Origin of the sequence: Streptomyces sp. NPDC005811 (assembly GCF_040630405.1) — a bacterium.
GTDB lineage: Bacteria > Actinomycetota > Actinomycetes > Streptomycetales > Streptomycetaceae > Streptomyces.
This window is the reverse complement of sequence record NZ_JBEXXK010000009.1, coordinates 105,763-120,120: the sequence shown is the minus strand read 5'-3', so window position 1 is coordinate 120,120 and position 14,358 is coordinate 105,763. Positions and strand designations below refer to the sequence as shown.

Below are 14,358 nucleotides of genomic sequence, written 5' to 3'. Positions count from 1 at the left end.
GGAAGGGAATTCGGGACGTCTCCCGCCGAGTGCGACGAGAGCCGTGACGTCGGGCTAGCCGCCGATCGGGTCGAGGTACGTGCCCGGGTGGGTGGCGGCGTCCTGCTTGAGGATCTGGCCGCCGAAGGGCCAGGTCAGGGTGAAGTGGGTCGTCTCGTTCGGCGGGGTGACCAGGAACTTCGACGGGACGAACTTCTGCGCCTTCGGGGTGGACGCGGCCACCGGGAGCAGCGTGATGCCGAAGTCCACGGTGTCGCCCTGCTCGAGGACCATCGTCTCGGACGCCTTGGAGGAGCGGGCCAGCGACCAGGTGCCGTCGGTCGTCTGAGCGCCGACCATGTCGACACCGGCGAATCCGGACAGGGTGCAGGTGCGCTCGCTCTTGTTGGTGAACCAGATGTACGCCTGCGTCTGCTTCTCGGTCTGCCCCATTTCCGGCTTCGCGTCGTCGCCCGTCGCGAAACCGGCCTTCAGGTCGGCGGTGTGGCAGCGGGTCGGCGCGGCCTTTGCGGCGGCGGCCGCGGCCGGAATGGCGGCGGCAGCGGTACCGGCGACGACGATCGCCGCAAGGGCCACGGCGGTCAGCTTGTTCTTCATGAAGTCTCGGATTCCCCTCGCATACGAATCGGCGCGCGAGGTCGGTGCGCGCCTGCGCTCCTGAAGAGGGGTAATTCCCCGGGGAGGTTCGGTGCGTGGGAAGGGCTTTTTTTCTTCGGTCCCGCCGCGCCTGTCCGTCGGGTCGGGCGCGTGCTCGAAAGGGCAACCGCCGAGGGACCGACCGCGCAGAACTCGCCCAACTCGTGCTGGTTACTGGGGAGTTGGGCCCTAGTCTCGGCCCGTCCCTCCCGGTGGCGCGATCAGGGGCCATCGTATGGAGGCCCGCACCTCACGGAAGCACCGAGGCATGGACAGACCGTCGTTCCGCGCAGCCAATTCCCTCTCCGCCCGCCTGCGTCTGGGCATGTCACCGCATGACGTGGCCCGGGAGATGAAAGTGCTCGGGGCCCCCGTCGAACCCGAACAGGTGACCGCCTGGGAGAGCGGAACGCACTTCCCGAACGAAAGTCAACTGTTCGCCCTGGCGAATGCGCTGTGGTGCCGGACCGGCGAACTGATGGGGATCGAGGAACCGCGCACCCTGGCCGAACACCGGCTCGTCCGGCAATTCAGCGTGCAGCGGCTGACGCGGACCATCCATATGGACGCCGCGTTGTACCGGAAGGCCGAGGCCCAGAATCGCTGGCCGGGGAACTTCCGTCAGACGCTCGCGCTTCTGCATGCGCTGAACATTTCCTTACGCCAATTGGAGGCCGCCACCGGCCCCTGCGACATGATGTACTCCCCCGGCTTCTTCCCGACAGACCAGTAGGGCGGACCAGTAGGGCGGTCCAGCAGGCCGGCCGGTTCCGGGTCACGACGGCGGTGGGCGACGGTGGACGAGCGCGGCCGTCGCGGCGGCCCCGGTCAGCACGGCGAGCGCCCCGAAGCCGTAGGTGAGGGTGGTGAGCGAGGCGACCGCGGCGACGAGCAAGGGGCCGCCCGCGTCACCCAGTTCGCGGCCCAGTTCGGCCGCGCCCATGGTCTGCCCGAGTCGCTCCGCGGGCGTGTTCGCGGCCAGCGCGGCGAAGCCGAGCGGGGTGATCAGCCCGGTGCCGGCGCCGATCAGTACCGCCGCGAGGAGGATGCCGGTCAGCCCCGGCAGCATCGCGCAGGCCAGCCCCGCGGCGGTGAGCGACAGCCCCGCGGCGAGACCGGTCCGGGTGGTGAGGCGGCCGTCGTCGAGAGCGCGTCCGGCGCCCGGCTGGACGACGGCCGCGCATCCGGCGAGCACCGACACCGCCGCCCCGGTGGCGACGGTGCCGAGGCCTGCGACGCGGCCCGAGACCGGCAGGAACCCGACGCCGACCGAGAGGGCCGCGGTGGCCGCGGCGAGTGCGGCCGTCGGGGCGAGGAAGACGGGGTCGGCCAGCCGGCGGGCCAGATCGAGGAGGGTCTGCCGGGCCCTGGGCAGCGGCGGTACGACGGGAACGGCGAGCCCGGCCCAGACGGCGACCGCCGCGCCGAGCACCGCGAGGACGGCGAACAGCAGGCGCAGCCCGCCGGCCCACACCAGGACGCCGCCGAGCAGCGGGCCGAGGGTGTAGCCGAGGGACTTGGAGAAGCCGTAACCGCCGAAGGCCCGCCCCTGTTTCGCCGCCGGGTTCAGGCGGGCGACCAGTGCGGAGGCGGACGGCGAGAAGGCGGAGGCCGCGGCTCCCTGGCCGAGGCGCGCGGCCCACAGCCAGCCGGGGCTGCCGGCGACGGCGTACAGCGCGGACGCGACGGCGAAGGCCACGAGCCCGCCGAGCAGCACGGGGCGGGCGCCGACACGGTCGGCGAGCGTGCCGAACAACGGCTTGAGGACGACCTCGGCGCCGTCGTAGAGGGCGAGCAGCCCGCCGAGGACCAGCAGGGAGGTGACGGCGTCGTCGGTGCGGCCGCCGAGGGTGGCGGCGATGCCGTGGGCGCCGAAGGCGGTGGTGAACCCGGCCGCGTAGAGCGGCCACGTCCGCCGGGCCGGGGCGGACCTCGCGTCGGCCGACTTACTCGACACGAGAGCGAATGTAGCAGCGAACGGGACACGTACCGGCTCGGCACGGGAGGGGGTCGGGCGGAGGAGATCAGAGGCCGGATCGGCCGCGTACGGTCGCTGTCTCCTCCGGCCGGAACCGGTGTGCCGTCAGGCGATGTTCGTCCTGTTGGCCGCCCAGCGCGGACGTTCGTCGGCGGCGTGCCGGGGTTTGGCCATCTTGGGTGAGACCTGGCCGACGATCTCCCAGAAACACACCAGCGCGGTGATCGGCGGAATTCCGTAGATGACCAGCGAGAGCAGAGAATGCGAGGCGTGGCTGATGCAGAGGCTGACCGCCATGGCCGAGGCACCCAGCAGAACGCACCAGGAACCCCGCGCGCTCCGCCCCTGCACCGTGGCCCGGAGTACGGACAGGGCGGCCACCAGCCACGGCCCGTACACCGTCAGCGGCCACCATTGCGCCAGCCTATCCGGAAGTACGGAGGACGCGGTGCCGCGGAGTTGGGCGTAGGAATAGGTGAACGACCAGCCGAGCATGCAGACCGCGCAGACCGAGATCATCGCGATCAGGATCGTGACATGCGCGTTCCGCCGGTGCTCCGGCAGCCGTCCGGTCTCGTCCTGGAGGTGCCGTCGCATTTTCCGGTGCCCCGCCCGGCCGGGCGGCCTGAGCGAGGGCCTCGGATCGGGGATCGTCGCGGCCCCGGACCCTCCGGACAGCAGCTGGGCCAGCTCCTCGGCCGGATCCCACTGCATCTCGATCGTGGTGAACGAGGGGTCGTAGGACATGTCCTCGTTGTAAAAGCCATCCATCACACAGGTCCTACAGTCCGGCCATCGCCCGCAGATACTCGCCCTCGATGTGGCTCATACTTCTCAGAAAATCGGCGAGAAGATCCGAACAATCATCGAGGAAGACATCCCCTTCATCTGATTTCACAGGAAAAGTGATGATCGAGCGGCGGTTTCCGACTGTAGTCATTTCAGTGTGTGTCACAACCGTCTAACGAGGCCCGTCGGGGGGTGAGATGCCGGTTGTTCGGGTATCCGCGTGCCCCGAAAGCGGTACCCCTCGGGGTCTAAAATAGAAGAGGGCGAAAGTAACTTCTGTGGGAAATCAGGTGGACGGTCGGCACATGGAGGTATGGGCGTCCGGGGCCGCGTACGAGCGGTACATGGGGCGCTGGAGCAGGGGCGTCGCGAAGGAGTTCGTGGCCTGGCTCGACCGCCCGGACGGACTGCGCTGGCTCGACGTGGGATGCGGCACCGGTGTGCTGTCGGCGGTGGTGGGCGGCCTGTGCCGGCCCCGCCTGGTGCTCGGCGTCGACCGGTCGGAGGCGTTCGTGGGCACCGCCCGGGCCTCGGTCCCGGCTCCGGCGGCCTTCCTGGTGGGCGACGCGATGGCCCTGCCCGTGCGCGCCGCGGGCTGCGACACGGCCGTCAGCGGTCTGGCCCTGAACTTCCTGCCCGACCCGGCCGGGGCCGTGGCCGAGATGGCCCGCGCCGTCCGGCCGGGCGGCACGGTCGCGGCCTATGTATGGGACTACGCCGAGGGCATGGAGCTCCTCCGTCTCTTCTGGGACACGGCCGTCGCGCTGGACCCCGCCGCCGCCCCGCTGGACGAGGGACGCAGATTCCCCGTCTGCCGGCCGGGCCCCCTGCGGGCGGTGTGGACGGACGCCGGCCTCACCCGTGTCTCCGTCCTCCTCCTCTCGGCCCCCACCGTGTTCACCGGTCTCCCCGACCTGTGGGACCCGTTCCTCTCGGGCCAGGGCCCCGCCCCCGGTTACGTCGCGACGCTTCCCCCCGGCCACCGGGAAGAACTGCGCACCGCGCTCGCCGCGGCCCTCCCCCGAGCCACGGACGGCTCCCTCCCCCTCACCGCCCGGGCCTGGGCCGTGCGGGGCTGCGTGCCCTGAACCCCCCGCGGCCGCCGCGCTGGCAGGATGGCGCCCATGGAACATGTGCGGGGAATCGGTGGGTATTTCGTACGATCCGCGGATCCGGTCGGCCTGAGCGCCTGGTACCGCGACTGCCTGGGGCTGGAGGCCGACGCCGACGGTGTGTGGAGCCAGCAGGCCGGGCCGACGGTGTTCGCGGCGTTCGAGGCCGGGACCGACTACTTCGGGGACCGGGCCCAGCAGACCATGCTCAACTTCCGGGTCGACGACCTGGACGCGATGCTCGCGCAGTTGCGCGCCAAGGGGGCGGACGTGGCCGAGGAGACGCAGGACATGGACGGGGTCGGGCGGTTCGGCTGGGTGACCGATCCCGAAGGGCGTCGGATCGAGCTCTGGCAGCCCGTCTGAGCCCTTCCCGGCCCGGCTCACCAGGTCAGGGCGTCGTCCATCGAGTACTGCCAGTACGAGACCTTGATCGAGTTGTCCACGTACACGCCCTCGGCGGGGAGGGACGGACGGGCGGCGGTGCTGTCGTTCTCGTTGAGGTAGACCGCGAGGGTCCTGGCCGTGTAGCCGCCGGTGCCGCCGCCGTCCCCGGCCGACAGGACGATGCTCGCGTAGCCCGACTCACCGGGGGCCAGCGTGACCACCGCCTGCGGCTTGGAGTCCTCGATGACCGGCGGGACGGACTGGGCGTCCTCGAAGTCGACCGCCGGATAGCCGAGGAGGTTGCAGGCCTTGGAGCCGGTGTTGGTGACGGTGAGGAGCATGTGGTTCAGGGGGCGGGTGACCTCCGTGGCGGCCGTCCGGGTCGAGGTGGTGGAGCAACGGGCGCGGACGGGGCCCGAGTCGTCGGACCCGGAGGAGCCGGAGGAGCCGGAGGAGCCCGAGGAGCCCGAGGAGCCCTTGGAGCCGGACGAACCCGACGAGCCGGTGGAGCCGGACGAACCCGAGGAGCCGGACGAGCCGGTGGAACCCGTCGTGCCGCTCGTCGAGTCCCCGGTGGCCGTCGCCCCGCCCGACCCGGGGGACGCCGGGGAGCCGGTCGTGGACACCGATCCCGCCGACGCCCCCTCGTCGATGACGCCCTCTCCGTTCTCGCAGGCCGTCAGCGTCAGTGCGGCGGCGGCGAGCGTGGCGGCGACGAACACGCGGGTGCGGCGGGTGCGGCGGGTACGAGTGGACATGTGATCCCCCTTGTGCGGTACGGGTGTTGGCATGGACCGCTCGTCCGGTGGGCGGGAGCGGCGTGCTTGGATGACCAGAGCTTGTGCGGTGATCCGTCCCGGCCGCCACGACTGCCGGAGCTTCCGGGACGCTGGAACGCCCGTAACGGCACTGACCTGGGGGAACGTCCCTGCCCTGGAACGGGGTCCCGGGACACGGAGAGAGAGCGGAATGGTGGCGGGAGACGAATTCTCGGAGTTGTTGGGCCGGTTGAAGGAGCGGTCCGGGCTCAGTTACGGGGTGCTCGGCAAGCGGCTGCACACGAGTACGTCCACGCTGCACCGGTACGTCAACGGGGACGCCGTACCGACGGACTACGCGCCCGTGGAACGGTTCGCGCGGGTGTGCAAGGCGACGCCCGAGGAACTGGTGGAGCTGCACCGGCGCTGGGTGATCGCGGATGCCCGGCGCGGGCAGAAGGCGGGCGGGGCGGAACCCGGGACCGCGGACGGGGCGGCCACGGCGGACGGGGGAACCGTGGAAGCGGTGGCCGTGGCCGAGCCGGAGCCGGAGCCCGAGCCGGAGACGGAGACGGAGACCCGGATCGAGGCGGCCGAGGGCGTCGCCGGGCGGCGGCGGGCCGTCGCGCTGGCCGGGGTCGCCGTGGTCGCCTCGCTGATGTCGGCCGCGCTCGCGTTGCACCTGGTGTCGGGCGGGAGCGAGGACGATCAAGGCCGGAAGCAGTCCCTCGGGGCGGCCGCCCCGCCGTCCGCCGACGCGGCTCCCGCCGCCTCCGGGTCCGCCTCCGGGTCCGCCTCCGCGAAGGACATGTCGGCCTCGCCGTCCGCCTCGCGCGGCGGCGGTCCCACCGCGTCCGCCACCGCCGCCGCCTCCGGAAGCGGCGGCGCCGAAGACGGGGAGGACGGGGAGGACGGGGCCACCGCGCCGACGGTCGCCGTGAACCCGTACAAGTGGGAGAACCAGTGCAGCCAGCACTATCTGATCGACCGCAACCCCGAGCAGGTGCCCCCGCCGCCGAGCGAGCCGGACGCGCGCGGCTGGGTCACCGCGCTGGGCGGGGTCCCCGCCGGGCAGCAGATGCTGGCGCTGACCGTGCAGGGCACCGGGAAGGCCACCGTCGTCCTGGACGCCCTGCACGTCCGGGTGGTGGAGAAGAGCGCGCCGCTCGCCTGGAACGACTTCACGATGGGCGTCGGATGCGGCGGCGGCGTGCGGACGGCGGCCTTCGGGACGGACCTCGACGCGGGACGGCCCGCGCTCTCCCCCAAGGCCGGTCAGCACGACTTCCCCTACAAGGTGAGCGAGTCCGACCCCGAGGTGTTCTACGTGTTCGCGGACGCGCGGGCGCACAACGTGAGCTGGTACCTGGAGCTGGACTGGTCCAGCGGGGACCGGCAGGGCACCCTGCGCATCGACGACCACGGCAAGCCGTTCCGGACGGCCGGCAACGTCGGGCGCCCCGCGTACACCTACCCGCTCGGCGACTCCGAGTGGGGGCGCGACCCGTACGAGCCCGACATCCCCGGCTGAGCGGGGCCGCGGGTCACGGCCGGTAGGCGGCGCGGTTGTGGTAGGTGACCTTGCCGGAGGGCAGCCTGTTCGGTGCGAAGAGCTGGTCCACGGTGACGAAGTGGAAGCCGCGCGCCTTGAGACCGTTGATGATGCCGGGCACCGCGTCGACGGTCGTCTTGTGGATGTCGTGCATGAGGACGATGTCCCCGGGCCGGGTGTCCGCCTTGACGACCCTGATGAGCCGCGCGGTGTCGCGGTACTTCCAGTCGAGGGTGTCGACGCTCCAGTGCACCAGCGGCCGGGCGGCGGCAGCGCGGACGGTGGCGTTCTGGGCGCCGTAGGGGGCGCGGAAGGTGGTGGGCTTCTTGCCGGTGGCCCGCTTGATCGCCGTGTCGGCGCGGGCGATGTTCGACTTGACGGCCGCGCTGCTCAGTCTGGTCAGGTCGGCGTGGTCCCAGCTGTGGTTGCCTATCTGGTGGCCTGCCGCCGCCGCGGTGCGGACGGTGGACGGGTAGCGCTGGACGTTCTTGCCGACCAGGTAGAAGGTCACCTGGACGTTCCGTTCCTTCAGGATCCGCAGCAGCCGCTGGGTGTCGGCGACCGGCCCGTCGTCGAAGGTGAGCGCCACGCACTTCACCCTGCGGCAGTCGACGGCGGCGGCCGTGGTGGTGGCGTCCTCGGTGGTGGCGGAGGCGGACGTGGCGGTGCCGGCCAGGGTGCTGCCGCACAGGGCGACGGTGACGGCCGAGATGACGAGGCGACGGTGCATCGGATCCTCCAGGCGCGGTGAACTTCCCTTTCGGGCAAGTGACTTGCCCTGTAGGACAAACCGGAAGTGCGCAGGGATGCCGGTACATTCGGCCATGCCCCGGCACCCCGCCGGACGGACGGGGTGCCGGGGCGCGAGCGGTTCCTGCCAGACGTGGTACGTCCCGTGGTCACTCACCCGGAGATTGGTCGTCCAGCTGCCCCGGGGTGGTAGATGCCCTGGTAGACGCCCTGCCTTGTTGAGGGCGCCGGGGAGCTTGAGCCTGAGGCCGGCCGACCATTTCCAGCCGGTCGTCTTCGACTGCTGCCAGGTCCTGGACGCCTGCTGCACGGCCACCGACCGCGTCCTGTCAGGGGTCGACCAGTTCCCGGCGATGTCGCTCTGGGAGCCGTCCGCGTTCTGAGGCACACCGTGCCGGCGGCCGAGGCGGAGCCGGGGCGGAGCCGGGGCGGAGCCGGGGCGGCGATCACCACCATCGGGGCCAGCGCGAACGCCGGCAGTCCCGTCCACTCGCTCCCCGTCGGAGGCTTGATCGTCACCGTTGCCTCCTCTGCGCGTCCGCGCCGGGGCGTGCGCCCGGCGTCGACACCGAGACTCACGGCCGGGGGAGTGCAGCTCGGCGACCGCTAGAGGTAGTCCTCCAGCGCCGCGACCGTGAAGCCCTGTTCCTGGATGTGGCGGAGGAGGTTCGCCGTCATCTCGGTGATCGTCGTGCCCTTGAGCTCGGAGGGGCCGCGGAAGTGGGCCAGGATGATGTCGCCGGGGTGCAGCTTCCCGCTGGGCGACTGGTACTGCATGTTCTTGATCTGCATGGACTCGCGCCACAGGACGATCGCCTCCAGCCCGCAGGAGGCGGCGGCGGCCCGGGTGTCCTCGTTCCAGTTGCCGTACGGCGGGCGCAGCAGCCGCGGTGCGGTGCCGTACTCGTCCTTCAGCCTGGTCTGCTGGCCGCAGATCTCCTGCTTCTGGGCGGACGCGCCGAGGGTGCGGAGGTCGGGATGGGTCAGCGTGTGGTTCTGGACGCCGTTGCCGAGGGCCTGGAGCTTCTTGAAGTAGCCGTAGTCGGAGCGGATGGCGGCGTCCGTCAGGAACATCGTGAAGGGGACCTTCAGCTCCCGCATCATCGTCACGAACTCCGGGTCCTTCTCCGCCCCGTCGTCGAAGGTGAGGAAGACGATCTTCTCCCGGGTGGGTATCTCGCTGATCACCGGCACCAGGCCGTCGTCGGCGCGGAGCCGCACCGGCTTCACCGCGGGCGGGGCCGGCGGGGCGGCGAGCGGCTTGAGACCCCACTTGCGGTAGGCGGCCTCGACGGCGGCCCGGGCGTCGCGGCGGTCGTGCGGTGCGGCGGAAGAGCCGGAGGAGGCGCCGGAGGGAGAGGGCGCGACCCCTCGGGCGTCCTCTCGGGCGTCCGCGCGGGACTCGGTCCCGCACCCCGTCGTCACACCCGTCGCGAGAAGAGCGCAGACCAGTGCCGCTCCCCTGATCCACCTGTTCACCGCGTTGCCCCTGTGTCATCCGTGCGTCGTGCCTCGTCCACCTGCTTGATGTCGAACAGGCTGCCGGGGTTCCGACACATGGACGAAGGAAGGATGACACGGGTGCGGCTGCTACCGGGTGAATCCGGCACCGGCGGGAGGACGGGCCGGGTGCCCGGGGGAAGGGCACTGTGCGTACCCGTACCGGACAAGCGAGGGTCAGGGAGCGTCCCGATGCCGAAGTTCCTCATCCAGGCGACCTACACACAGGAGGGCGCCAAGGGGCTGCTCAGGGAGGGGGCGAGCGGGCGGCGCGCCGCCGTCGAGCAGGTCGTGGGCGGCCTCGGCGGCTCGGTCGAGGCCGTCTACTACGCCTTCGGGGAGACCGACATCGTCCTGATCGTGGAACTCCCCGACCGGGTCGACATGGCCGCAGCCGCCCTCGCCGTCAAGGCCAGCGGCGGCCTCCAGACCCGCGCCACCCCCCTCCTCACCACGGAAGAAATCGACGAGGCCACCCGCCGCCAGGTCGCCTTCCGGGCCCCGGGGGCGTAGCGGCCAGGCCCGGGGGCCGGACACGGGGCCCCTGGGCCACAGACCAAAGGCTGAGGACGAAGGCTCGCGGGGTCGCAGGCGACGGCCGGGCACCGGCGGCATAGCGGCCAGGCCCGGGGACCGGACACGGGGCTCTTGGATCGCAGACCGAAGGCTGGAGGCGGAAGCCGACGGGGCACAGTCGACGGCCGGGCACCGGGGCTCGCCCCCAGCAGCCCGAGGCCCGGAGTCCGTCCCGCGGGCCGCAGCCCGACACGGAATCCGGCCGCCTGCCCGTCCGGGAATTCTCCCGCCCGGTCGGCCCCCCTCCCGGTGCGGTCAGCCCGGTCGGTGTGCACCGCGCCCCCCTCCTGGGCCGGTCAGCCCGGGTGGTGTGGGTTTACCCCCGCCGTCTGCCACAGCGTCGCCGCCTCCTTCGATGTGCCCGGGGCTGTGAGGAGGAGGGGTTCGTCGTAGGTCGGGAGGGTGGGGTGGGCGATGGCGCCGGACTCCTGGGCGATCAGGAGGGCCGGGAGGCCGTCGACGTGGTGGAACTCGCCGATCGCCGCCGCCGTCGCGCGGCCCGCCGCGACCTGGACCAGGGACAGGGCCGTGGAGCCCATCACACGGACCGTGCAGTGGCGGGCGGAGAGTGCGGCGAGGAGGGTGTCCATGCCGGGCCAGTGGGCGTGGGCCGCCCACTCGGTGAGGAAGAGGTGGCCGGTGAGGGTGGTGTGGTCGGCCGCGTGGACCGGGACGCCGTTGAGGTGCGCGCCGCCGCCGCGGATCGCGGTGAAGGTCTCGCCGCGCCAGGGGTCCGCGACCACGCCGAGCAGCGGGGTGCCGTCGGGGGCGGCCAGGCCCAGGGAGAAGGAGCACCAGCCGATGCCGTGCGCGAAGTTGGACGTACCGTCGACCGGGTCGACCACCCAGGTCGGGGCGGAGCGGGCGCCTTCCGTGGTGCCGTACTCCTCGCCGACGATGCCATGGGTGGGAAAGGCCTCCCCGAGCACCTCGCGGACGTGCCGCTCCACGGCCTCGTCGGTGTCGGTGACGATGTCCGCCGGGCTCGCCTTCTGCCGTACGGCGGTGGTGCGGGCGCCCCGGATCGTCTCCGAGGCCCAGGCCGCCAGCCCGGTCGCGACCTCCAGGGCACGGTCCAGGTCCACTTCCGTCTCCACGTGAGCTCGCTCCTCGTAGCCGGTGATCGCGTCCGCCGGACAGGACAGTAGCCGCCCGTCAACCGGAATGGCAGGTTCACCCGATTGTGGGATCATGCGGCCGTGAATGAGCCCTCAGCCACCCCCTCCCCCGCCAAGTCCCCTGGTCTCGCAGCCGAGTTCAAGGACGCCGTCACCCTGCGGGCCTTCGGGCTCGTGCTCGGCGGACTGCTCGTCCAGCTCGCCTTCGTCGTGTCGTACGTCGGGGCCTTCCACTCCCCCGCCCCCCACCGCATACCCGTCGCGGTCGCCGCCCCGCAGCAGGCGTCCGCGCAGATCGTCGCGCGGCTCGACGCGCTGGACGGCGAGCCGGTCGAGGCCACCGCCGTGGCGGACGCCGCGACCGCCCGGAACTGGGTGCTGACCCGCAGGGCGGACGCCGCGTTCCTCTTCGACGCGACCGGCACGAAGGACACCCTGCTGGTCGCCTCGGCGGGCGGGCCCTCGGTGTCGCAGACCGCCACCCAGATCGCCCAGAAGATAGAGGCGGCCCAGAAGCGGCAGATCACCGTCACGGACATCCGGGCCCCGCACTCCGGCGACGGGCGCGGCATGACCTCGTTCTATCTCGTCCTGGGCTGGGTGATCGGCGGCTATCTCACCGCGACGATCATGGGCATGTCGGCCGGCTCCCGGCCCGCCAACCGGCACCGCACCCTGATCCGCCTCGCGGTCCTCGTGCTGTACGCGGCCGTGTCCGGGGTCGCCGGAGCGGTGATCGTGGGTCCGGTGTTCGACGCGCTCGGCGGGCACTTCTGGGCGCTGAGCGCCATCGGCACCCTGGTGGTCCTCGCCTCCGCGGCGACCGCGCTCGCCCTCCAGACCCTGCTGGGGCTCCTCGGCACCGGCGTGGTCATCCTGCTCTTCGTGGTCCTCGGCAACCCGAGCTCCGGCGGTGTCTATCCGGCGCCGCTGCTGCCGGCGTTCTGGAGCGCGATCGGGCAGGCCCTGCCGCCGGGCGCCGGCACCACCCTGGTCCGCAACACGGTGTACTTCTCGGGGCACGCCACCACCGCGGCCCTGTGGGTGCTCGGCGCCTACGCGGCGGGCGGGGCGCTGGTCGCCCTGGCGGCGTCCTGGCGCAACGAACGCCGGACCGCGGCCGGCTGACGACAACCGGGCGGCAACACACGACAACAGCTGTGCAACGGCCCGTTGGTTGACTGCTTGCCCCGACTCGACCCGCCGTCCGGCGCCGAGCGAGGACGCACTCACCCAGGAGTCTGTGATGAGCACCAAGACGGGCCCTCAGCGTTACCCCGGCGCGAGCCGGGCGAACTGGTACCAGGACGACTTCGGCGGCGACGCCATGCAGGTCGACGTGGTCGTCCTGCACACCACGGAGGGCTACACCCTGCCCGGCTACGACGGGGGCTCCGTCGCGCCGAACCTGACGGCGGTCCCGGACCTCGCCGCCAAGAAGCTGAAGTGGTACCAGCACTTCGACATCGAGACCTCCTCCCGGGCCCTGGTGAACCTGCGCGGCGGCGTCGAGACGAACACCCTGAACGTCTGCCAGGTCGAGCTGACCGGGACCTGCGACCCGAAGACGCACGCCAAGTGGCAGGCCGCGGGCCACGCGCACGTCTACTGGCCGGACGCGCCCGACTGGGCGCTCCAGGGCGTCGCACGCTTCCTCTCCTGGATGCACGAGGAGCACGGGGTCCCCCTGTCCGGCCCGAAGACCTGGCCCGCGTACCCGACGTCGTACGGCGACGGCGGCGGCCAGCGGATGACGGGCGCCCAGTGGTCGGCCTTCAAGGGGGTCTGCGGGCACATGCACGTGCCGGAGAACGTCCACGGCGACCCCGGCGCGATCGACTTCGCGAGGATCCTGAAGTACGCGAAGGCCGATCTGGACGTGGGCGACGACGACACCCCGCAGACCACCACCCCCGCCAAGCCGAAGGTGCCCGCGTTCCCGGGGCGCAAGTACTTCGCCGCCGGGGCGACGAACGCGTACGTCCTCCAGCTCGGCAAGCAGCTCGTCAAGCGCGGCTTCGGCGACCACTACAAGGTCGGCCCGGGCAAGAGCTGGAGCGAGGCGGACCGGCTGAACGTCCGGGACTTCCAGAAGTCCCGCAAGGAGCTGCGCGGCGACGCCGACGGCACCCCCGGCCCGCTGACCTGGCGCCTGCTGTTCTCCTGAGCCGGCACGCCGACCCCACTCCAGGAGAACGACGAACCCCCGGGCCGCTTCCCGGGGGTTCGTCCGTTCCTCGTCCGGCCCCGGGTCAGCCGGTGGCCTCGCCCAGCCGTGCGTCGTAGCCCGCGAGGTAGCCCATCAGGGTGGGGTGGAACACCGCGGTCCCGGCGTTCAGGTTGTTGATCCACGGGTCGGAGCCGCACGCGCCGTGGCCCTTGAACGTGTCGCGCATGTCGATGAACTCGACCGGCTCCTTGGCCGCCGCGGCCTTGGTGCCCTCGGCCAGCGCGTCGGCCAGGCCGTTCATGGCGGTGCGCTTGGCGGAGCTGAGGTCGATCAGGGGGCAGGTGCCGGTCGGGGAGACCGCCTGCGGATAGCCCAGCACGATGACCCGGGCGTTCGGCGCCTTGGTCTTGATGTCCTTGTACAGCCCGGCGAGCGATGTCACCAACTGGCCCTTGGCGTACGACGACATGTACAGCGTGGCCGAGTCGCACCAGCTGTCGGCCTGGGTGAGGCAGCCCTGGGCCACGGTGGAGAACTGGGCGTCGTTGCCGCCCACCGTGAGCGTGACGAGATCGGTGTCGGCACTCAGCGCGGAGAGCTGCTTGTCCCGCACGTCCGCGATCTTCGCACCGCTGCAGGAGACGTCCTTCAGCGTGTAGTCGCCGTGCGCGGCGGCCCACAGGGCCGGGTAGTTCAGGGTGCTGCGCCTGCAGTCGCCGCTGGCGCTGTCGTAATAGTCCGCGCCGACCCCGGAGGCGTACGAATCACCCAGGGCCACGTATTCCAGGCCCGTCGCCGCCTGGGCCGGCGTGCTCGTCATCCCGGCCATTCCGGCGAAGGCCATCACAGCGACGGCGACGGCGGACGTCAATTTACGCATGGGTTCCTTCTGGATAAGGGAGCGCGATCGGGAATGAGGATCGTACAGGCGTCGGCGAAGTCCTCAACTCCCCACTGTTGTCTGCGGATTGTCGCTCGACTGTCGCCAATTGACTCCCTTTCGGAAGCGCGCCGCGACGGACCGGAGTACTA

At 71.7% G+C, this 14,358-nt stretch carries 16 protein-coding genes; 8 read left to right on the top strand and 8 right to left on the bottom strand.

The features are described 5' to 3' along the window. Positions 1-54: 54 nt before the first annotated feature. Positions 55-597 carry a DUF4232 domain-containing protein gene (locus ABZ490_RS12310; protein ID WP_358988308.1) on the bottom strand — a complete coding sequence of 181 codons (543 nt, stop codon included), beginning with the start codon at positions 595-597 and terminating at the stop codon, positions 55-57. A gap of 307 nt (positions 598-904) precedes the next feature. On the opposite strand from ABZ490_RS12310, the gene ABZ490_RS12305 reads away from it, so the two are divergent. Beyond that, positions 905-1,369, top strand: coding sequence for a helix-turn-helix transcriptional regulator (locus ABZ490_RS12305; RefSeq protein WP_358988306.1), 465 nt, complete (start codon positions 905-907; stop codon positions 1,367-1,369). Positions 1,370-1,411: 42 nt separating this feature from the next. On the opposite strand, the gene ABZ490_RS12300 is transcribed toward ABZ490_RS12305, so the two are convergent. Together ABZ490_RS12300 and ABZ490_RS12295 are read right to left on the bottom strand one after the other, a co-directional pair. Next, the gene (locus ABZ490_RS12300; RefSeq protein WP_358988304.1) at positions 1,412-2,593 is read right to left on the bottom strand and encodes an MFS transporter; all 1,182 of its coding nucleotides are present in this window, start codon (positions 2,591-2,593) and stop codon (positions 1,412-1,414) included. A 126-nt stretch (positions 2,594-2,719) separates the two neighbouring features. Beyond that, the gene (locus ABZ490_RS12295) at positions 2,720-3,361 is read right to left on the bottom strand and encodes a DUF2637 domain-containing protein (RefSeq protein ID WP_358988302.1); all 642 of its coding nucleotides are present in this window, start codon (positions 3,359-3,361) and stop codon (positions 2,720-2,722) included. 347 nt (positions 3,362-3,708) lie between these two features. Between ABZ490_RS12295 and ABZ490_RS12290 the strand changes: the two genes are divergently transcribed. Both ABZ490_RS12290 and ABZ490_RS12285 read left to right on the top strand, forming a co-directional pair. Continuing rightward, positions 3,709-4,491 (top strand): class I SAM-dependent methyltransferase, encoded by a 783-nt coding sequence (locus tag ABZ490_RS12290; RefSeq protein WP_358988300.1) that lies wholly within the window; start codon positions 3,709-3,711, stop codon positions 4,489-4,491. Between the two features lie 36 nt (positions 4,492-4,527). Beyond that, complete coding sequence (locus tag ABZ490_RS12285; RefSeq protein WP_358988298.1) at positions 4,528-4,881, top strand: VOC family protein; 354 nt, start codon at positions 4,528-4,530, stop codon at positions 4,879-4,881. A gap of 17 nt (positions 4,882-4,898) precedes the next feature. Here ABZ490_RS12285 and ABZ490_RS12280 read toward each other — a convergent pair whose 3' ends face one another. After that, positions 4,899-5,660 carry a DUF4232 domain-containing protein gene (locus ABZ490_RS12280; RefSeq protein ID WP_358988296.1) on the bottom strand — a complete coding sequence of 254 codons (762 nt, stop codon included), beginning with the start codon at positions 5,658-5,660 and terminating at the stop codon, positions 4,899-4,901. Between the two features lie 211 nt (positions 5,661-5,871). Between ABZ490_RS12280 and ABZ490_RS12275 the strand changes: the two genes are divergently transcribed. Next, positions 5,872-7,191: a helix-turn-helix transcriptional regulator gene (locus tag ABZ490_RS12275; RefSeq protein WP_358988294.1), complete on the top strand. Its 1,320-nt coding sequence runs from the start codon at positions 5,872-5,874 to the stop codon at positions 7,189-7,191. Between the two features lie 13 nt (positions 7,192-7,204). Here ABZ490_RS12275 and ABZ490_RS12270 read toward each other — a convergent pair whose 3' ends face one another. Then, on the bottom strand, positions 7,205-7,942 hold the full coding sequence (locus tag ABZ490_RS12270) for a polysaccharide deacetylase family protein (protein WP_358988292.1): 738 nt from the start codon (positions 7,940-7,942) through the stop codon (positions 7,205-7,207). A gap of 256 nt (positions 7,943-8,198) precedes the next feature. On the opposite strand from ABZ490_RS12270, the gene ABZ490_RS12265 reads away from it, so the two are divergent. Further along, the gene (locus ABZ490_RS12265; RefSeq protein ID WP_358988290.1) at positions 8,199-8,345 is read left to right on the top strand and encodes a hypothetical protein; all 147 of its coding nucleotides are present in this window, start codon (positions 8,199-8,201) and stop codon (positions 8,343-8,345) included. A gap of 223 nt (positions 8,346-8,568) precedes the next feature. Here the strand turns inward: ABZ490_RS12265 and ABZ490_RS12260 are convergent, their stop codons facing one another. Then, on the bottom strand, positions 8,569-9,441 hold the full coding sequence (locus tag ABZ490_RS12260) for a polysaccharide deacetylase family protein (RefSeq protein WP_358988288.1): 873 nt from the start codon (positions 9,439-9,441) through the stop codon (positions 8,569-8,571). Positions 9,442-9,654: 213 nt separating this feature from the next. Here ABZ490_RS12260 and ABZ490_RS12255 point away from each other — a divergent pair, with 213 nt between their 5' ends. Beyond that, positions 9,655-9,975: a GYD domain-containing protein gene (locus ABZ490_RS12255; RefSeq protein ID WP_358988286.1), complete on the top strand. Its 321-nt coding sequence runs from the start codon at positions 9,655-9,657 to the stop codon at positions 9,973-9,975. A 359-nt stretch (positions 9,976-10,334) separates the two neighbouring features. Here the strand turns inward: ABZ490_RS12255 and ABZ490_RS12250 are convergent, their stop codons facing one another. Next, entirely contained in the window at positions 10,335-11,135 is an 801-nt protein-coding gene (locus ABZ490_RS12250) for an inositol monophosphatase family protein (RefSeq protein ID WP_358988284.1), read from the bottom strand. 102 nt (positions 11,136-11,237) lie between these two features. Here ABZ490_RS12250 and ABZ490_RS12245 point away from each other — a divergent pair, with 102 nt between their 5' ends. Both ABZ490_RS12245 and ABZ490_RS12240 read left to right on the top strand, forming a co-directional pair. Next, positions 11,238-12,284: a DUF3533 domain-containing protein gene (locus tag ABZ490_RS12245; RefSeq protein ID WP_358988282.1), complete on the top strand. Its 1,047-nt coding sequence runs from the start codon at positions 11,238-11,240 to the stop codon at positions 12,282-12,284. Between the two features lie 118 nt (positions 12,285-12,402). Next, the gene (locus ABZ490_RS12240) at positions 12,403-13,323 is read left to right on the top strand and encodes a peptidoglycan-binding protein (protein WP_358988280.1); all 921 of its coding nucleotides are present in this window, start codon (positions 12,403-12,405) and stop codon (positions 13,321-13,323) included. Positions 13,324-13,408: 85 nt separating this feature from the next. Here ABZ490_RS12240 and ABZ490_RS12235 read toward each other — a convergent pair whose 3' ends face one another. Continuing rightward, positions 13,409-14,206 carry an SGNH/GDSL hydrolase family protein gene (locus ABZ490_RS12235; protein WP_358988278.1) on the bottom strand — a complete coding sequence of 266 codons (798 nt, stop codon included), beginning with the start codon at positions 14,204-14,206 and terminating at the stop codon, positions 13,409-13,411. Between the last annotated feature and the right edge of the window lie 152 nt (positions 14,207-14,358).

Excerpts from the sequence above, each read along its gene's own strand:
- ABZ490_RS12310 (WP_358988308.1), bottom strand. The coding sequence starts at position 597 with ATGAAGAACAAGCTGACCGCCGTGGCCCTTGCGGCGATCGTCGTCGCC.
- ABZ490_RS12285 (WP_358988298.1), top strand. The coding sequence starts at position 4,528 with ATGGAACATGTGCGGGGAATCGGTGGGTATTTCGTACGATCCGCGGAT.
- ABZ490_RS12305 (WP_358988306.1), top strand. The coding sequence starts at position 905 with ATGGACAGACCGTCGTTCCGCGCAGCCAATTCCCTCTCCGCCCGCCTG.
- ABZ490_RS12280 (WP_358988296.1), bottom strand. The coding sequence starts at position 5,660 with ATGTCCACTCGTACCCGCCGCACCCGCCGCACCCGCGTGTTCGTCGCC.
- ABZ490_RS12295 (WP_358988302.1), bottom strand. The coding sequence starts at position 3,361 with ATGTCCTACGACCCCTCGTTCACCACGATCGAGATGCAGTGGGATCCG.
- ABZ490_RS12235 (WP_358988278.1), bottom strand. The coding sequence starts at position 14,206 with ATGCGTAAATTGACGTCCGCCGTCGCCGTCGCTGTGATGGCCTTCGCC.
- ABZ490_RS12255 (WP_358988286.1), top strand. The coding sequence starts at position 9,655 with ATGCCGAAGTTCCTCATCCAGGCGACCTACACACAGGAGGGCGCCAAG.
- ABZ490_RS12275 (WP_358988294.1), top strand. The coding sequence starts at position 5,872 with ATGGTGGCGGGAGACGAATTCTCGGAGTTGTTGGGCCGGTTGAAGGAG.
- ABZ490_RS12290 (WP_358988300.1), top strand. The coding sequence starts at position 3,709 with ATGGAGGTATGGGCGTCCGGGGCCGCGTACGAGCGGTACATGGGGCGC.
- ABZ490_RS12240 (WP_358988280.1), top strand. The coding sequence starts at position 12,403 with ATGAGCACCAAGACGGGCCCTCAGCGTTACCCCGGCGCGAGCCGGGCG.
- ABZ490_RS12270 (WP_358988292.1), bottom strand. The coding sequence starts at position 7,942 with ATGCACCGTCGCCTCGTCATCTCGGCCGTCACCGTCGCCCTGTGCGGC.